This is a genomic window from Phocaeicola faecalis (assembly GCF_021730445.1).
GTDB lineage: Bacteria > Bacteroidota > Bacteroidia > Bacteroidales > Bacteroidaceae > Phocaeicola > Phocaeicola faecalis.
In genome coordinates this window covers 47,088-64,576 of the sequence record NZ_JADNRM010000004.1, presented here as the reverse complement: position 1 = coordinate 64,576, position 17,489 = coordinate 47,088, and the positions used below count along the sequence as shown (strand labels likewise).

General features: G+C 44.9%; 15 protein-coding genes. 2 read left to right on the top strand and 13 right to left on the bottom strand.

Features of this window, described 5'->3' with window-relative positions:
- Positions 1 to 5: 5 nt before the first annotated feature.
- Positions 6 to 305 carry a Dabb family protein gene (locus IR173_RS06655; RefSeq protein WP_237038890.1) on the bottom strand — a complete coding sequence of 100 codons (300 nt, stop codon included), beginning with the start codon at positions 303 to 305 and terminating at the stop codon, positions 6 to 8.
- Between the two features lie 105 nt (positions 306 to 410).
- On the opposite strand from IR173_RS06655, the gene udk reads away from it, so the two are divergent.
- Both udk and IR173_RS06645 read left to right on the top strand, forming a co-directional pair.
- Positions 411 to 1,022: a uridine kinase gene (udk, locus tag IR173_RS06650; RefSeq protein ID WP_237038889.1), complete on the top strand. Its 612-nt coding sequence runs from the start codon at positions 411 to 413 to the stop codon at positions 1,020 to 1,022.
- Positions 1,019 to 2,395 (top strand): MltF family protein, encoded by a 1,377-nt coding sequence (locus IR173_RS06645; RefSeq protein ID WP_237038888.1) that lies wholly within the window; start codon positions 1,019 to 1,021, stop codon positions 2,393 to 2,395. Before udk ends, IR173_RS06645 begins: the two co-directional genes overlap by 4 nt.
- Here IR173_RS06645 and IR173_RS06640 read toward each other — a convergent pair.
- The 12 genes from IR173_RS06640 to IR173_RS06585 all read right to left on the bottom strand — a co-directional run bounded on the left by IR173_RS06640 (position 2,385) and on the right by IR173_RS06585 (position 17,478).
- Positions 2,385 to 3,686: a sensor histidine kinase gene (locus tag IR173_RS06640; RefSeq protein WP_237038887.1), complete on the bottom strand. Its 1,302-nt coding sequence runs from the start codon at positions 3,684 to 3,686 to the stop codon at positions 2,385 to 2,387. The genes IR173_RS06645 and IR173_RS06640 overlap by 11 nt on opposite strands.
- An 8-nt stretch (positions 3,687 to 3,694) precedes the next feature.
- The gene (locus IR173_RS06635; RefSeq protein ID WP_237038886.1) at positions 3,695 to 5,050 is read right to left on the bottom strand and encodes a sigma-54-dependent transcriptional regulator; all 1,356 of its coding nucleotides are present in this window, start codon (positions 5,048 to 5,050) and stop codon (positions 3,695 to 3,697) included.
- 30 nt (positions 5,051 to 5,080) lie between these two features.
- Positions 5,081 to 6,571 (bottom strand): TolC family protein, encoded by a 1,491-nt coding sequence (locus IR173_RS06630; protein WP_237038885.1) that lies wholly within the window; start codon positions 6,569 to 6,571, stop codon positions 5,081 to 5,083.
- Positions 6,572 to 6,731: 160 nt separating this feature from the next.
- Positions 6,732 to 7,223, bottom strand: a complete 492-nt coding sequence (locus tag IR173_RS06625) for a GIN domain-containing protein (RefSeq protein WP_237038884.1) — start codon at positions 7,221 to 7,223, stop codon at positions 6,732 to 6,734.
- Between the two features lie 326 nt (positions 7,224 to 7,549).
- A complete protein-coding gene (locus IR173_RS06620; RefSeq protein ID WP_237038883.1) occupies positions 7,550 to 8,794 on the bottom strand; it encodes an ABC transporter permease in 1,245 nt (414 codons plus the stop codon).
- A gap of 12 nt (positions 8,795 to 8,806) precedes the next feature.
- Positions 8,807 to 10,063 (bottom strand): ABC transporter permease, encoded by a 1,257-nt coding sequence (locus tag IR173_RS06615; RefSeq protein ID WP_237038882.1) that lies wholly within the window; start codon positions 10,061 to 10,063, stop codon positions 8,807 to 8,809.
- A gap of 21 nt (positions 10,064 to 10,084) precedes the next feature.
- On the bottom strand, positions 10,085 to 11,365 hold the full coding sequence (locus tag IR173_RS06610) for an ABC transporter permease (protein ID WP_237038881.1): 1,281 nt from the start codon (positions 11,363 to 11,365) through the stop codon (positions 10,085 to 10,087).
- Between the two features lie 4 nt (positions 11,366 to 11,369).
- Positions 11,370 to 12,644 (bottom strand): ABC transporter permease, encoded by a 1,275-nt coding sequence (locus IR173_RS06605; protein WP_237038880.1) that lies wholly within the window; start codon positions 12,642 to 12,644, stop codon positions 11,370 to 11,372.
- Positions 12,645 to 12,685: 41 nt separating this feature from the next.
- A complete protein-coding gene (locus IR173_RS06600) occupies positions 12,686 to 13,945 on the bottom strand; it encodes an ABC transporter permease (protein WP_237038879.1) in 1,260 nt (419 codons plus the stop codon).
- A 4-nt stretch (positions 13,946 to 13,949) separates the two neighbouring features.
- Complete coding sequence (locus IR173_RS06595; protein ID WP_237038878.1) at positions 13,950 to 15,230, bottom strand: ABC transporter permease; 1,281 nt, start codon at positions 15,228 to 15,230, stop codon at positions 13,950 to 13,952.
- Positions 15,231 to 15,323: 93 nt separating this feature from the next.
- On the bottom strand, positions 15,324 to 15,989 hold the full coding sequence (locus IR173_RS06590; protein WP_005940428.1) for an ABC transporter ATP-binding protein: 666 nt from the start codon (positions 15,987 to 15,989) through the stop codon (positions 15,324 to 15,326).
- 169 nt (positions 15,990 to 16,158) lie between these two features.
- Positions 16,159 to 17,478 (bottom strand): ABC transporter permease, encoded by a 1,320-nt coding sequence (locus tag IR173_RS06585; protein WP_237038877.1) that lies wholly within the window; start codon positions 17,476 to 17,478, stop codon positions 16,159 to 16,161.
- Positions 17,479 to 17,489: the final 11 nt, after the last annotated feature.

The window sequence follows — 17,489 nt, the reverse complement described above, 5'->3', positions numbered from 1 at the left end:
TACATTTAGAATTCGTAATCCACGCATGCGCGTCCTTCTTTCGCATCTTTCAGGATGCCGGCAGCCGCCACATGATTGGGATGAGTTGCATACGCATTGACGTCTGCCAATGTATCAAACTCACTCTCCAAACAAATATCCCACGCTTCGGCAGAATTGATATTCAGACCGACAAATATCTTGCGAATGAAATTAATCTTTGCGGGCAATGCTTCGATAGCAACCTTAAAATCATTCATCACTTTCTGTTTTTCTTCCTGCGGAAGTGTTTCTTTCAATTTAAATAAAACTATATGCTTTACCATACTTGATATTTTAATTAATTATTCTACTTTTGTAACTAAACACCGGCTAACGCAAGTAGCCTGATGCAAAAATAACAGTTTTGTTTTAAAATACATCCTATTATTATGATAATTATTGGTATAGCCGGAGGAACCGGTTCAGGAAAGACCACCGTAGTCAAGAAAATAATAGAGAGCCTGCCCGAAGGTTCCGTTGCTGTTATTCCACAAGATTCTTACTACAACGACCAATCTTCCCTTCCTTTGGAAAGGCGTAAACAGACTAACTTCGACCATCCCGACGCTTTTGACTGGCCGCTTTTTGAGCAACAGATAGCCGAGCTGCGCAAAGGACACTCCATCGAGCAGCCCACCTATTCCTATATTGTATGTACACGTCTTTCCGAAACCATTCATATAGAGCCAAAGGAAGTCATTATCGTAGAAGGGATTATGAGTTTGTACGACAAAGAATTGCGTGACCTGATGGACTTGAAGATTTTTGTAGATGCAGAACCCGACGAACGTCTGTTGCGTGTCATTACCCGTGACATGGTGGAAAGAGGGCATCCTCTGGAAATGCTGATAGACAAATACCGCAATGTCCTGAAGCCGATGCATGATGAATTCATCGAGCCGACCAAGCAGTATGCCGACATTATTATCCCCAATGGAGGCAACAATCAGAAGGCGATTGAAATCCTTAAGTTATATATCGAAAAGATTCTGGGCAAATGAAACAAGTCTGGCTACTTCTTCTCGCCTGTATCTGCATGATGGCGTGCCGCCCGAAGCCGCAGAGCAATGAAGTGACAAATTATGATTTGCCGCAAATAAAAGACAGCGGGGAATTAGTAGTGCTGACCCTCAACAGTTCGACTTCTTATTTCAACTACCGGGGCGAACCGATGGGGTTTCAATATGAACTGGCCGAACAGTTCGCCCGTTCACTCGGTGTGAAACTAAAGGTGGAAGTTGCCAAGAATACACACGACCTGGTACATAAATTACTGGCCGGCGAAGGCGATTTAATAGCTTATAACCTTCCCATCACGAAGGAGTTTAAAGACAGCGTAGAGTTTTGCGGTGAAGACATCATCACCCACCAAGTGCTGGTGCAACGAAACGGCAACAAGGTGCCCCCCCTGAAGAATGTGACCGAACTGATAGGTAAAGAAGTGTATGTGAAACCCGGCAAGTACCTCGACCGCCTGATAAACCTGGACAAGGAACTGGGCGGCGGCATCCTGATTCATAAAGTAGAGAACGACAGTGTTACCACCGAAGACCTCATCATGCAGGTGTCCAACGGCAGCATCGATTATGCCATCTGCGACAACGACCTGGCCAAACTCAACAAAACATATTATCCGAATCTGAACATTTCCCTTGCCATCAGTTTCGACCAACGTGCTTCGTGGGCGGTAAGAAAAACCTCTCCCCTGCTGGCAGCTGCAGCTACCCGATGGCATCAGGAGAACATGACTTCTCCGTCTTACCGGGCAAGCAGTAAACGTTACTTTGAAATCAGCAAGCGGATGCCTCACGGCTCTATCCTATCCGTACAGAAAGGAAAGATATCCCACTATGACCCGTTATTCAAGAAATATGCCAAAGAGATTGACTGGGACTGGCGGTTGCTGGCTTCGCTGGCCTATACGGAATCGAACTTCGACACTACCGCTGTCTCATGGGCAGGTGCCAAAGGATTAATGCAACTGATGCCCCGCACCGCATGGGCCATGGGTGTTCCCGCCGGAATGGAACAGAACCCGGAAGAAAGCATTAAAGCAGCCGTGAAATATATTGCCGCCACTGCCAACTCTTTCAGCCGTATTCCCGACCCCGACGAACGGATTAAGTTTATTCTGGCAGCCTACAATGCCGGTATCGGACATGTCACAGACGCCATGGCACTGGCCGAGAAATACGGAAAGAACAAGTACATTTGGGACAACAATGTGGCCGACTACATCCTTCTGAAAAGCAATGAAGAATACTTCAACGATCCTGTTTGCAAGAATGGCTATTTCCGTGGAGTGGAAACTTTCAATTTTGTAAAGGAAGTAATAGGACGGGGTGAAGTCTACAAGAGCAAGATTAAACATTGAAACGGATACGGAAGCGGGTCAATCCGTCAGAATAAGTGCGCAAAGAGAACGTACATCCATGCTTCATCAGCACTTCACGAATAAATATCAAGCCGATACCCTGTCCATTGGGCTTGGTGGAAAAGAAAGGACTGAACAATTTCGCCTCCACCTCTTTACTGATGCCGGCCCCTGTATCGGCAATTTCAAGCATGGTGGGAAAGACAGAGGTGCGGATAAAGATATTGCCTTCTCCACCGATACTCTCGGCGGCATTCTTTATAATATTCACCAGCACCTGTTCAAATAGAGATGTATCCATATTGACACGCGGATTTTCATCACATAAAGTCATGTGCAGCGTAATATTACGATTGCGGCAAACAGTCTCCATAAACATTTTACAGGCTGCCACACGCTCATTCAGACAAACCGATTGTAACTGTGGTTCGGGGATTTTCACCACATTGGCAAAGTTTGTGATGAAACGGCTCATACTATAACAACGATCCACACATACCTTCATCACTTCGCGCAAATCTTCGGTATCGTCCATACATTCCAAAGCACCATCCACCGTATCAAGGGTAGAAGTAATGCCCGCCACCGTATTGTTGACTTCGTGCGCAATCATGCGGATTACCTTCTCATAAGCCTTCTTCTCCGCCTTTACCACCTCGGAAGTCAGGCTCTCTATCAAGATAAACGGATGGGCAAATCCCCTGTCGACAAACGAAAGCCGCGAACAACGGTAAATCATGGAGTCACTCAGGCGAACCGTCTCACTGGCATCTTTCGGTATGCGTTCTATCTCTTCCGCCAAAGGTGAGGTAAGCTCACAAAGCAAACGCCCCTTCACTTCATCACCTGCCGCATAGTCCAAATAACGGAGCGCAGCAGCATTAATCATTGAAATATGTCCGTCAAGAGTGAGGATAATCAGTCCCATTGGAGATACGCTGACCAGCAAATCAAGAAAATGATTCTGCTCGCGCAAGCGCAGTCGTTCATCTTTCAATTGCTCCATCATGCGGTTGAAGACGAGAACAATGCGATCCGCCTCTTTCTGTCCCACCAGAGTGAGCCGGCTACTGAAATCCTGTTCGCGAAGCAAATCCATACCATTGCCGATAGTATCCAACGGTTTAACCACCTTACGGTAAAAAAAGACAAGAAAGATGAGGCTGAAAGTAATAAGTCCCTCCACCATATAAAAAAGCATGCCACGTTCCTTAAGGGAAAGCACCAGCAAGACTCCCCAGACAGCCAGCAACAGTAATGAGAGTATAAAGAAAAAGAACTTCAGCTTCATGTTCCAATTTAATCGTTTACCACAATATTATACTTCTCCAATCTACGATAAAGGGCAGCGCGGCTGATACCGAGTGCCGTTGCTACCTGAGACATATTGTTACCATACTTCTCCAATGTCTGCAAAATGGTTTGCTTTTCAATCTCTTCCAGTGTCATACCCTGTAAGTTGGCAGTCACTTTCGGCTCCAACGGACATTGGTATTGCGCTTTAAAGTCTTCGGACATCAGCACCTGTTTACCGCTCACCAGCAACGTGCGCTCCACCAGATTCTTCAATTCGCGGATATTCCCCGGATAAGGCAATCGGCTGAGGTAGTCCATCGCTTCTACCGTAAAGTCCACTTTAGGCAAGCCGTTTGCTTCACATTGCTTATCGGCAAAGTGACGCACCAACAAGGGAATGTCTTCACGGCGTTCGCGCAAGGCAGGAAGATGTACCGTTATCAGATTAATGCGATAGAACAAATCTTCACGGAAAGTATGCTCCTGAACCATTTGGGCGAGGTCGGCATTGGTAGCGCTCACCACACGGATATCCACCTTACGGGGACGACTGTCACCCAAAACCTCAAAGGTCTGCTCCTGCAACACCCGAAGCAATTTCACTTGGCAACTCAAGTCCAAGTCTCCTATCTCATCCAAAAAGATAGTTCCTTTGTCTGCCAGTTCAAAACGTCCCATACGGTCGGAAGTGGCATCCGTAAACGCTCCTTTCTTATGGCCGAACATCTCACTCTCAAACAATGTATGCGAAATGCCTCCCAAATTTACTTTTACGAACGGTTTCTTGCCACGGGGACTATTGATATGCACCGCTTCGGCTATCAACTCCTTGCCGGTTCCACTTTCGCCCGTAATCAGCACAGACGCATTGGTGCGGGCTATCCTCTTGATGGTAGCCAGCACATCCATCAACGGCTTACTCTTTCCGATGATATGGCTGCGGTCAAAACCGTCATTGTCCACTACCGGCACTTCAGGCTTCTGCTTATCGGCAGTCAGTTCGAGAGCCGTTTCTATACGTTGCATCAAAGCGACATTGTTCCACGGCTTCGTGATAAAATCGAAAGCTCCTGCCTGCATACCCTGCACGGCCAACTGAATACTTCCCCATGCGGTCATCAATATCACAGGAACATCGGGTTGGAATATCTTTACTTGCCTTAAAAGCGTCAATCCTTCTTCTCCGGTGGTGGACAAAGTAAAATTCATATCCATCAAAATCAATTGAGGAGCCACAGAACGGACAATTTCTATCGCTTCCCGCGGACCTGCAACCGCCTGAACCTCATACTTTGCTCTTTTCAGCATAAAGCTGAGAGAAGAACGGATGGCACTATCATCGTCTATAATCAATATCATAATGATGCAAAAATAGAAATTATTATTCAATTACTGCTTGATAATCTTCTCAAAATCCGCATCAATGCCTGTATTGTCCGTAAAGTCCCATAAAGTAAGGCTGCGAATCTGATAGTAATAAGACCAATAGGCATACAATTCATTGATATGCTTTTGCCGCGCCTCGTCCTTCTTCAACTGAGAATCGTTCAGGTCGAGTGTGGAAATCTTTCCAATCATAAAAGTCTCCACATTGGTATTATAACGCTTCTCGGCAATCTTATCCGCTTCATTGGCTATCTGAAGCTGCATCTGCTGATTGTTAAACTGCTCTACAAGGATGAAAAGATCCTGGTTGAAGTTCATTGTTTCCTGACGCAATCTGCTTTCCACCACATCGCGGTTGCTCTTTGCAATCTTTACTTTCCCCCTGCGCTTGCCCCAGTCCAGAATAGGAATCTTGAAGCCGACTTCCACTATCTGATTATCTTTCAGATTACGGTATGCGGTGTTCAGCTCATTATTCGTTCCCGTAAAACCGACCTGCGCATACAATGTTATCTCGCGAAGGTCACCTTTGGCCTTTGCCACTTCATAATCAGCCTCCAACTGACGGCGACGGATATTCTGAGCAAAAGAGTTATTAGTCAGTGCCTTGTCGAGCACATCATCGTAATTAAGCAAAACCGAAGGGATACTTCCCGGAACGACCGGTTCCAAGTCTTCATCCTCGCTCAACGCCAAAAAAGAGCGAAGTTGGAACATACGGCTTTTCAAGGTACTCTCGTTATCGGTCAAGGTAGAACGGGCATCCAGCACATTCAATTCCAATTGCAATAAATCATTTTCACTAATTTGCCCCATACTGCGCTTAGCCTTTGCCACTTCGTGCAACTTCTTGGCATTCTCCAAGTTCTGTCGGGCTATATTTACATTTTCTTTTGCCAACAAAAGATTGAAGAAATAATTGATGGTCGTTCTTGTCACATTCTCGGTAGCACTGAGGAATGAGGCTTTTGCTTCGGCATATCTCACAGGCTCTATACGGCGATCCCATTTGATGTTATTAACGCCGAAGATAGGCTGGTTCAGCGTCAAGGCGATAGGCACAGACATGTAGCGTTTAGACTTGTCACCGTCCAATTGTTTCAGGAAATCAAGAGAAGAGTTCAACGAAAGCGTACCGCCTGTGAACCAAATATTTTGGTCAATGGACAATTCGCCACTCATCTGCAAGTTATTATTACGGACATAGGTATAAGTACCGTCCTCCTGCTGATATGAATTATATTTTTTGTTATAGCTGGGCAGTGTAGCCTTCAGATTCATTTCCGGCAACAGATTGGCACGAAAAGTACGATATTCCCAATAAGCGGTTTTCAATTCATTCAATGCCACGGCTGCATCCACACTCTGAGTGCGGGCTATCACAATTGCCTCGTCAAGCGTAATGGGACGTTGATGTTCTTCAGTCTGTGTCTGCGCTCCGACGGTCATTGAAAGGCCGATGGACATAAACAGAGATATTACTTTTTTCTTCATTGTCTTATGATTCTTTTTTGCAAGAGAACAGACAAATGGCATGCCAAAAGTTTATATCATTGAATAATAAGGAGTTAATATAAAAATAGAGTGTCCGAAATCGAACACTCTATTCATATACGAACAGCTGATTATTTATCTTTGTCATTGCCTCTTAACACTACTCTCTTGATTCGACAAGAAAGGAATCCAAGTTAAGCGCATTACCTTTACCATTAGTCCGGGTTCTTAATTTCTTGCATTTTCCCGCTACAACCAAATTACTTGCGGCATTCAAGCTGATATTTAAAAAATTGGCATCGACTGCAATTGCTCCATGCGAAGAACCCAAAGTTATATTCAGTGAATCAACCGTGAATGCCTTCTCCATGGCCAACACCGAATAGTCCATCCTTATCTCTCGAATAGCATTGGTATACACGATGACAGTATCCTTGGGCATTTTTCCTTCCGCATCTATCAACTTCAGACTCAATGTATTTCCCTTTATCTTCTTTTCTCCCAATTCCGGGTGTTTGATATCGATACGGAATTCTTCAGATGGTATAACCACAACCCTATAGCCGGCAAAATAAAATCTAGTAATATCTTGAGCCATACCTACGATACACACTACAGATAGGAGACAAATAAAAAATAGTTTTCTTTTCATTACATATTTATATAAAATGATTAATAATATACCATCAGTACATCATTGTGTTTGTCTTTTAGAAAAAAGACCTAGGCCTTTTAAAAAAAGACCTTGAAGCTTTCAAAAAAGACCTTGAAGCTTTTCGAAAAGAACAAGGTCTTTTTAGGAAAAGAGAACTGATGAAATCTCCTTTCACACATAACGGTGCTCAAACCTCCTATTCATGGGGATTCCCGTGTGAAAGCAACCTTCACCGCTTCCTTTCACATCAAACACCGATAAACAAAGGGATTCAATGGGTGCAATGCGTGAAAGCAACTTTTATCAACTTTCCTTTCATACTCTTATTCCCCATGCAACGCCTCGGCCGGCTGAATCTGCATAGCCTGACGAGCCGGGAACCAAATACCTAATAAGATAATAACCACTAATAACAGTAAGGCCACCAAGAAACAGAAAACAAACCGCCCTGAAGTGGCATCCATCAATGTATGTACATTTAAATCAGCCAACTGCATATGAATGCAGATAACCACAGCCGGAACCGCCGCTGATAACAAAAGTAGAATTCCTTCCAGCGAATAATATATAAATACGCCTATTCTGCTGCTTCCCATTGCCATACGTAAAGCAATCTCCCCTGCACGTTTCCTTGTGCGAAACCAAAATGTACCCAACATTCCCAAAAAGACATTGAATATAAAGAATACAATAACAGCATAAGCAGTATTCAAATAGTTCACTGTTCCTTCCTCAATATCAAAAGCCTCTTTCATATCCGCATACGAGTTCATGTCATACAAATAATAAGGCCCAATGGCCAGCTTCACCTGCATTTCCTTCATAAAACGTTCTTTAAAACCAACTGTGGCATCGGATGAAACACGTACTGCTATATGATGCCAAGAAGTTAAAGTAGAACTAGGCAAGTAAATAAAAGGCTTGTATCTCTCATAATCATCTGTCTTATGAGCCGGCAACACAGTCATTACTTTATAATTGGTTACAGGATATTGACTTTGGAGAAAATAAGGATTAAAACAAGTCGCTCCAATGCAGCCCCTATCGCCAAACAATGAGTCGCTTAGCGTAACACTCATCATTACAGGTATCGGGTATTCGCCTTCACGCCAACGAGTTTCCTCAAAAGTACCGGCCGATGGTTTCAAACGAAAAACTTTAAAATAAGTCGGGCTAACATATCGAATATAACAATTTACCAAATGAGTGGAATCCGAATGGGGGGCGTAACCTTCATGCATGGTATGTTTGGAATAAGGAATTGTACCATAATAAAAGCACGCTTCCTCCACTCCCCTATATTCCTGAATCAACTTGTAAATCTGTTCCAAATATGCCGATGAGCGACTCATCAGCACAGAATCATTTTGTAATTCAGATTTTATGCCCAACTCAACATCGAATACGTTTTCAGTATCATATCCTTTGGGCTGAATAGCTGCCGCCTCGTAATTATAGACCAAATCCACTCCATACCACAACAACACAAGTACCACCATCAATTCCATCCATACCCAAGCATTGGAGTAACGCTGATTCCATATCTGTCTAAATAAACTTTTTATCATATTTCCTCCTTCCTATTCTCCTTTGATAGCCACTGCTATATTCCGCCGGGTAGTAATCCAGGCAGGCAACAATACCGACAGCATATTAAACAAAACACATATACCGAATACCAATGCAAACAAATTGGGACGAAGCAGCAAGCCGCCCTCCAGACTGATGCCTGACAATTCCACATCACCGCTTCCGAATAACCATACACGCCCTATCCACACCATACAACAAGAAAGTACATACCCCAAAATACCACCCACAATAGCTGTCAACATATTTTCGGCAAACAAACGTCCCATTATAGAAACACGCGATGCACCATACGCCTTACGAACGGCAAATTCAGTGACACGCTCCTGCATCTGTGCATGCATCATGCCCGAAATGTTAATGGCAGGAACAATGAGCAATATTATTATCAACAGACCGTAAACCAACGATGCACTGATATCCTTTCCACGAAAGAAAGTATATTCTGTATGCGTATAGAGTTCTTTCATCTCAAAAGCATACTCGAAGGCAGCACTATTCAAACGGTCTTGCCTGCGTTGCACTTCTACACGGATATCATCGGGAGTGATGCCTGGCTCCAATTTCAGCAAGCCTAAACGAATCCCTCCCAAGCCACCTGTCCACGAAGAATATAACTCTTCGTCCTCTAATGAAAAGGGGATAAAAATATCCGCATAAGCAGTCTGAAAAATAGCACTCACATTTCTGATTACACCCACCACTTTAGCAGAAACGAAATTACACAAGAACTCTCGGCCAATCACATCCACTGTCCCAAACAATTGCAATGCCATCCGCTCGGTAATCACACTTACCCTACGGCGTGCATCGTATTCTTCTTTCGTAAATGCCCGGCCGGATACAAATTCATAATCAAAGAATTTAAACCAATTGGAGGCTACCGGTCGCACAAAACAATGAAAGGTTTCATTGGAAGCAGCCATGCTGCAAGGTGTCTTTGACACACCCCGATACCAGGTCACCTCTTTTACTCCGGGCAGGCTGTCAAACAGCACCTCAAATGCCTTGCGCCCCATCCCTGAGCTTATATTGGTATGGTCCGCTTTGCGATAGGTCATCCCTCTTCCTGTATAAACCATACAGCTACGAGAGTTTTCAGGCGAGATGTCTGCTGTCCGGAAATCATAAATCATCACCACTGCCATAATAAAAGCAATGGTCACAGCCGTTCCCATAATGCTGATAACCGTGTGAAACGGATTTTGCCGCATCAAATGCAATGCTTGTGTTAATAACTGTTTCATCAATCCTGTTGTTTTTTATACTTATTCCCCATGCAACGCCTCGGCCGGCTGAATCTGCATAGCCTGACGAGCCGGGAACCAAATACTGAACACCACTACCAACAACAAAAGCAGATAAGTGAGTATTCCTCCGATAACAAAACGCCCGATACTCCATTCCACCGGCCACGTGTTTACCAAATCGGAAACACCCAGATTATAGGCAACGAACAATGCCGGAATATAAGCAAAGGTAACCAACAAGATGCCCTCTCCCATCAATAGCCCCATAAGACTACGAGGCGTAGCTCCCGAAGTGAGTCGGATGGCAAGTTCCTCCCGACGGTGTTGGGTACGGAACCAGAAAGTGCCAAGTACCGCCAAGAATGCATTAATCAAGAAGAAACCGGCAATAGCCAGATAAGTATAAAGTTCGCTGCGGTAATCCGACAATTGTTCATTGCGGAACTGGCTCATCGGACGCATATCCGCCAAATAGAGATTGCCCACCCGAAGCTGCTTCTTCATCTCCTTGCGGAAAGACTCTACAAAGCCGGGGCGGTCGGCATCCGCCTTTACGCGAATGAACAAGTCCTGATAAGGAATACTGGCATACGTACATTTAAATCCATCATTACGGACATAATAAAATGCCGCTTGTTGCGAAGTATATTCGTTGTATTTCTGATTTTCGCAAACAGCAGATACCCGGACAGAATCGCTTCCATCCTTATTGAAGCTCACGAGCTTGCCTACCATTTCCACACCTTTGCGGGGCGTATATTCCTTTCTTCCTTTTCCACTTATCAGGTAACGTGCAAGATTGTCCGTCATCACCATTTCTTCGGGGCGGGCACGTTTCGAAAGTTCTTCGGGAGAGCATCCGTCTGCCCCCTTCACCCCGAACACGGCGAAATAACCGGGACTGACCATGCGCGTATAAGCACTTGCCTGCAAAGTATCACGAAAGACAGTCTGAGTCCCATTCTTCCACACATAATGGAAATGCATACGGGTATAGCACAAATCCTTCACTGCAGGATGGCGCCGCAAGCGACTGCAGAATTCCAGATATTCACCGGTCATCGTCTCGGGAGAACGGCTGGCCGTATCACGTTCCAAACTTTCTTGAGGCAACACACCCACTTGTATATAATAAACATTCTCCCATTCAAAGCCGAGAGATTTCTGTCCGTTGACCGCCACAGCATATACATAGTCTACGGCATACCACAAAGAAGTGGCAATCACAAATATTCCAGCCACCAAAAGCAAATTGGCGCGAAGGTTGTTCTTTATAATCTTTAATATATGTATCAGCATGGTTTCAGAGTTTTTCGTTCAACGAATCTACAATTGGAGTATGCGCCACTCTCCATGCAGGCACATAGGCCGAAAACATATTGAGTATCAGGCAAAAGCCAAATGCAACAAGAAATATCAGGGGGCTTATCATGGAAACGTTCATCGTAGCGGTGGCTCCCCATACCGTCTGTAGCAACCAGTCACTCATCAGCCACAAGAACAGATAGGATAATGCCAATCCTAACAGTCCGCCCATAACGGTCAGTACCAGATTTTCGTTCAATACTTGCCATACCAGTTCATTGCGAGTCGCACCAAAAGCCTTGCGGATGCCCAGTTCTTCCAAACGGCGGCGCATACGGGTATTGGTCAGCCCACTCAAATTGATGGCAGGAACCAAAAGAATAATCAGTATCATAATACCATACTTCCAGAAATTGGCATTCAGGTTCTCGTATTGATTGGCAAACTTACGATTGAGCTGCATACGGAAATTATCGGGCTGCCCCATCAATTGCAATTCCATATCACCCAAGGTCGTGTTTATCTGCGCCACGCTACGAGCCACTTCATTGCGGATAGCATCAAAGTCGTCGGTGGAACGGGCAAGGATGGTAATGACATTATTGCCGCTGGTCTGCCCCGCCTCCGCCTCGTTAGCCACAGCATTAGAGGTGTAGGGCGCATATACTTCGCTCCAGGTAAACTCACAAAAACGATTCACGTCATCCACCACACCACATACTGTATAGGTGGCAAAGTTAACCAGAATATCTTTTCCTATGGCATTCTCCACCCCTCCGAAAAGCCGGCGTGCCACACTCTTGGCAATGACTGCCTGCTTCAATCCCGATTGGAAATCGGCTTCAGTAAAAGGCTTGCCCGCCAAGAAACGAAATTGATATACTTTCCAGAAAGCGGCATCGGTCAACATAAGCGGAGTATTCATTTCTTCATCGGAACCGATGGTACCCACAAGAACCTCTCCTCCCTCGTAAGTGGCGGTAACCGCTTCCGGAGTAGTCAAGGGATAGAATATCTCCTTTACCAGCCACAATGAAGGACGAGAGTGCCCCGCACTGTTGGGGTCTTTTTTATCATAGACAGTACGTTCCCACTTGACGTAAAGCGAACGGGAACGGTTCACTTCAGGGGCATAATCTGCCGTCTTTGCCTGATATACTATCAGTATCACCATAATCAAGGCGATGGCAAGTGCGGTACCCAAAATGGTTATCACACTGAGCAAGGGCTGATTACGCAACTGAAAAAAGGCTTGTTGTATTATCTTCTTCATTTACACTAAAATTTATTTCATCATTGTATCTATATATATTCTTATTCCTCATGCAACGCTTCGGCAGGCTGAATCTTCATAGCTTGTGTAGCAGGCATCCAAATGCCGAAAACAATCATTAGCGCCATCAATAACCAGGTAACGCTAATGCCTGCCACAAACCGGAATGTACTCCATTCTACCGGCCATACGGCTATCAACGGACTATTGCCGACAGAAGGTTCCACCAATGCCACATTCAGGCATACAATAGTAGCAGGAATTGCAACAACCGTCAACAAGATAAGCCCTTCGCCCAGCAGCAACCGCCTCACTTGTCTGCGACAGCTTCCCATACTCATGCGTAAAGCTATTTCACTACGGCGCCGGCGAGTGCGATACCAAAACGTACCGACAATGCCCATAAAAACATTCACCAACAGGAAGAGCGCCACAAAAGAATGGGTCTGCAAACGGTCACGGCTGCCATCAGATTCATGGCTGTCCACAATCTTTTCATAGGGCACCAGATTCATCACCATTACATTATCCACCTCAATGGCAGGAGCTATCTCTTTCAAAAAATAAGCCGGGAAGTCACTTCTGTCCGCTTCGGGAAGCACACGTATCGTCACCGTAAGCGGCATATTTATCGTAGTAATGAGATTGTCATCAATACGTTTGATAAACCAACCTTGTGATTTTTCAAATCGTCCCGGACGGAAATCATCCAACACGGAATAGATGCGTATGCCGCGCTCGTCGTCTTTGCCGGTACGGAGAATGGAATCTCTGGTAAAGGCCGGATTACGCTGCTGCATCCAATGAATCAGCATACGGGTAACCATACCATAAGAATCCGACACAGGCATCGAAGCAAAGTCAGGTTGCCCGGGCTCCGGACGGAAACGGAAGACCTTCATCATATCATTGTCCATCATGGCGTAACGTACAGACACCGAAGTCGAATCATTACAGAAAAAAGCACTCCAACGATTGGAAGCTCCCATCGGATCGGAACTATAGTGCAAACCTACCGCTTCCACCACTCTGTCCATCCGGCGAAGACGGTCACGAACCATCAATACTTTCTCTATATAAGAGTGCGTGGTATCACGTTCCTCACCTCCGGCATCCAATTGCAACTCATACACATGGCTATAATCGAACCCAAGCGGACGAGTAAACGTATAAGTGAAACACCCAATGGAATCACACAAAAACCACAGGACTATGAACACCACAAAAAGCTCGCCCAACACCCAACCATTGTTACGTGCCCGGTTCATCAACATCTTCAAATTGTGATAAATAAATCTCATAAAGCTAATTATCGTTTAAAGAAACAACAATGGGTTTTCGGGAAGCATACCATGCCGGGATACCGGCACTGAGCAGGTTCATCAGCAAACAGAACAGCAAAGCATAAGCAAAAACGGCCGGGCTGAACAAAGAAGAAACCGGAAGTGTCATTTCCCCATGAGAATATACCGTCCAGAAGGTAGAGAATATCCACCCCCGCAACAGATACACCGCCCCATAACTGAAAGCAAATCCTACAATTCCACCCAATATCGTCAATATCAGGTTTTCATCCAGTATGCGCCGCACCAACATCATACGAGTGCTTCCATACGCCTTTCTCACTCCCAACTCACTCATCCGTTGCTGCATACGGCTGCCCGACAAACCGCAAAGATTCAATGCCGGAACCAACAAAATAATAAACAGGACAATGCCATATTGCCAATACATTCCTTTCATGTCAGGATCAGGGAATATACGGTTGCGTGCCGTCATCGAATCGTCAGGCTGATTGTATATATTCAATTCATAATCGGCAAGAGAAGTATTCATTTGTGCTTTCCGGTTATGAATATCATCATAAATCGATTGAAAATCTTTCGCATTGCGGGCAAGAATACTTATTTCGAAGTCGCCTGCATATTCACCCGCCTCTTTAGGAGTCTGTAACAAATTTGCCGGATACATACACCATAGTTGTGCATAAGCATGGATAGCCGTCAACGAAGGATTACGCACCACCCCCACTATACGTTTGAAATGACGGTTCATCAAAACCGAACGACCGGCAACATGCTCCGTACCAAACAGGCGCCGTGCTACGCCGGCAGATATGACAATGGCCTCACTGCCGTCATCCTGCAGGTCTGTATCTGCAAAGGGACGTCCGTCTATAAAGTCAAATTCATACACTTTCCAAAACATGGCATCCGTATAACGAAAGTCCACACTGGCACGCGCAGATTCATCGGGCGTGGCAAGCACAGCGACCGAAACTGCCGTAGCCGATGTAGCCGTTTCTATATAAGGAGACGGAAGCACCAAGTCTTTCATCAGTGCCGGTGTGCAATACCACGAAGTATACCATCCATTCTGTGAGGTGAGCCCGATGGTGAAGGATTTGATAAACATAGTACGCTCCAGATTCGTTTCGGGAGAGGCACCACGGTATTTTACCTGCCAAGCTATCACCATGACCATTATCAGGCAAATGGCAAAGGCTGTACCCAATATGCTGATGACACTCAGTAACACGTTATGGCGCAATAACTCTATGGTCTGTCTTATTAATTGCTTTATCATTGCTCTTATACACTTTTTTATACCTCGGCATAGCGCATTTTCATCGTGGAAGCAGGTGGAAAGCCCGCATCTACGAGTGAGAAATGCACGATTTTACATCACCTGACGTCCGTCAAAGAAGCGAATCGTGCGTGAAGTCTGTTTGGCTTGTTCTTCATTGTGAGTTACCATTACAATGGTGCGTCCGTCTTCTTTATTCAGTTTATGCAATAGTTCCATCACTTCCGCACCCATCTTTGAATCCAAGTTACCGGTGGGCTCATCGGCAAGGATTATTTCAGGATTACCGACAATGGCACGCGCAATGGCTACACGCTGGCATTGACCACCGGACAACTGAGTGGGCATGTGGCGCATACGATGGCTCAGCCCTACACGCTCCAACACTTCCTTTGCCAAACGTGTACGTTCTTTGGCCGGCATTTTTCTATAGAGCAAAGGAAGTTCCACGTTGTCAATCACATTCAATGAGTTAATCAGATGGAAAGACTGGAAAACAAAACCAAGCGTCTTGTTACGGAAAGCCGCCAGTTCTTTGTCTTTCATGTTTTCCACCGACGTACCGTTTATCTCAATCTTACCGCTACTGGGCGCATCCAGCAGGCCCATGATATTCAGAAGGGTAGATTTTCCACATCCTGAGGGCCCCATGATACTTACAAACTCACCTTTTTCCACGTCCAGATTTACATTCTCAAGTGCCAAGGTCTCAATTTCATTTGTACGGTAAATCTTGTTGATACCGGTTAATTTAATCATTGCCATAATCGTTTTTATTTTTAATTGTTATTATTATCTTTATCTAATCCATTATCTTTTAATGTTCAAAAGCTATGCCAAACAGATAAACATCTTATTTTCAACAGCTTGAATCCAGTCTAAAGTGTCCGAAAACGAACACTCTGCCCGATTTCGTGAGTATCGGGAACTATTCGTCACGCAAAGCATCGGCAGGCAATATATGTGAAGCGCGCTTCACCGGTATATAGGTACCTATCAAGGCGATGACGAGCAATATGATATAAGTTATCAGTGTAACGATGCAAAAATGGGCTACAGGTTGGTTTTGCCATAAACTCATATTATATCCTGCCATTCCGCCTCCCGAAGAGAAAGTGGCAAACCCTATTTCGTGCACCAGATGGACAACCGCCGGAAGAGCCGCCACAAAAGCAACCGTAACCAATAAAAAAGCTTCCGTCAGGAACTGATTACGGACTGAATTTTCTGATGCTCCCATGCTACGCATGATACCTATCTCCTGACGGCGTGCATTGCAGCGAATCCAGAAAGTACCTACCATCCCCAAGAAAATACAGAGTAGCGCAAATCCGGCTAACGAATATTTCAGGCGAAGCTGATTGATGACACCACTTCGTTGTGCATACAGATAACTGACCTCCTCGAAAGACTGAAGCCCGGCACAATAAAAGTTACCCGCTTTAAGTTGGAGCATCACTTCTTTATTGAAACGTTGCTCAAATACATCGGCATCTACTCCCTCTTTCAGCGAAAAAGTGATGCTATATCTCCAATGCATATAAGTGTTACCTTCTATCTCACTATACGCCCATACCAACAAAGGGTAAGGCTGCTCATACTTGCGGTGCTTATAATCTTTAAACACACCGGCAATCTCAAAACTATTCTTATTCCTAAAATATATCTTCTGCCCCACCGCATCCGTTTTTCCATAAAGAGCCCGTGCCAAAGACTCCGATACAAACACTTTATGACGCGTTGCCACATCTGCCGGTATATGTATCTCCTCTCCCGTAAAAGCATCTTTCATGCCGTAAGTGCGAAACATATTACTGCCGTCCTGCATATACATTTCATAATACTGCGTATGCACGTATTTATCATTTTCAATGTTTGCCGTGTCACTAAATATCTGTGCTCCGTTCCACGAACCACAATTGGGGAAACTGGCAGTGGAAGCGACAGAGAAATCTTTCACCTCAGGAAGCTCACGCACCACACGGATAATGCGACTATAAGCCTCTTTGTTGAGAGAATCTGTAGCCATTTCCTGCTGATAGTTCGTATTGGAAGCATCATAAGCATCTATCTTTACTACATATTTTTCATGCGCATCATACCCCGGATCAATAAGCCCGGTAGCGGTCAGCACATAAATAGGGTCGACCACCGTCCAAAGGAAAACGCTGACAATAACCAGTTCTATAAATATCCAGCCATTCATTCTTCGCTGGTTCCACAACTGACATATAATTTTCTTTATCATAATCGTATCTC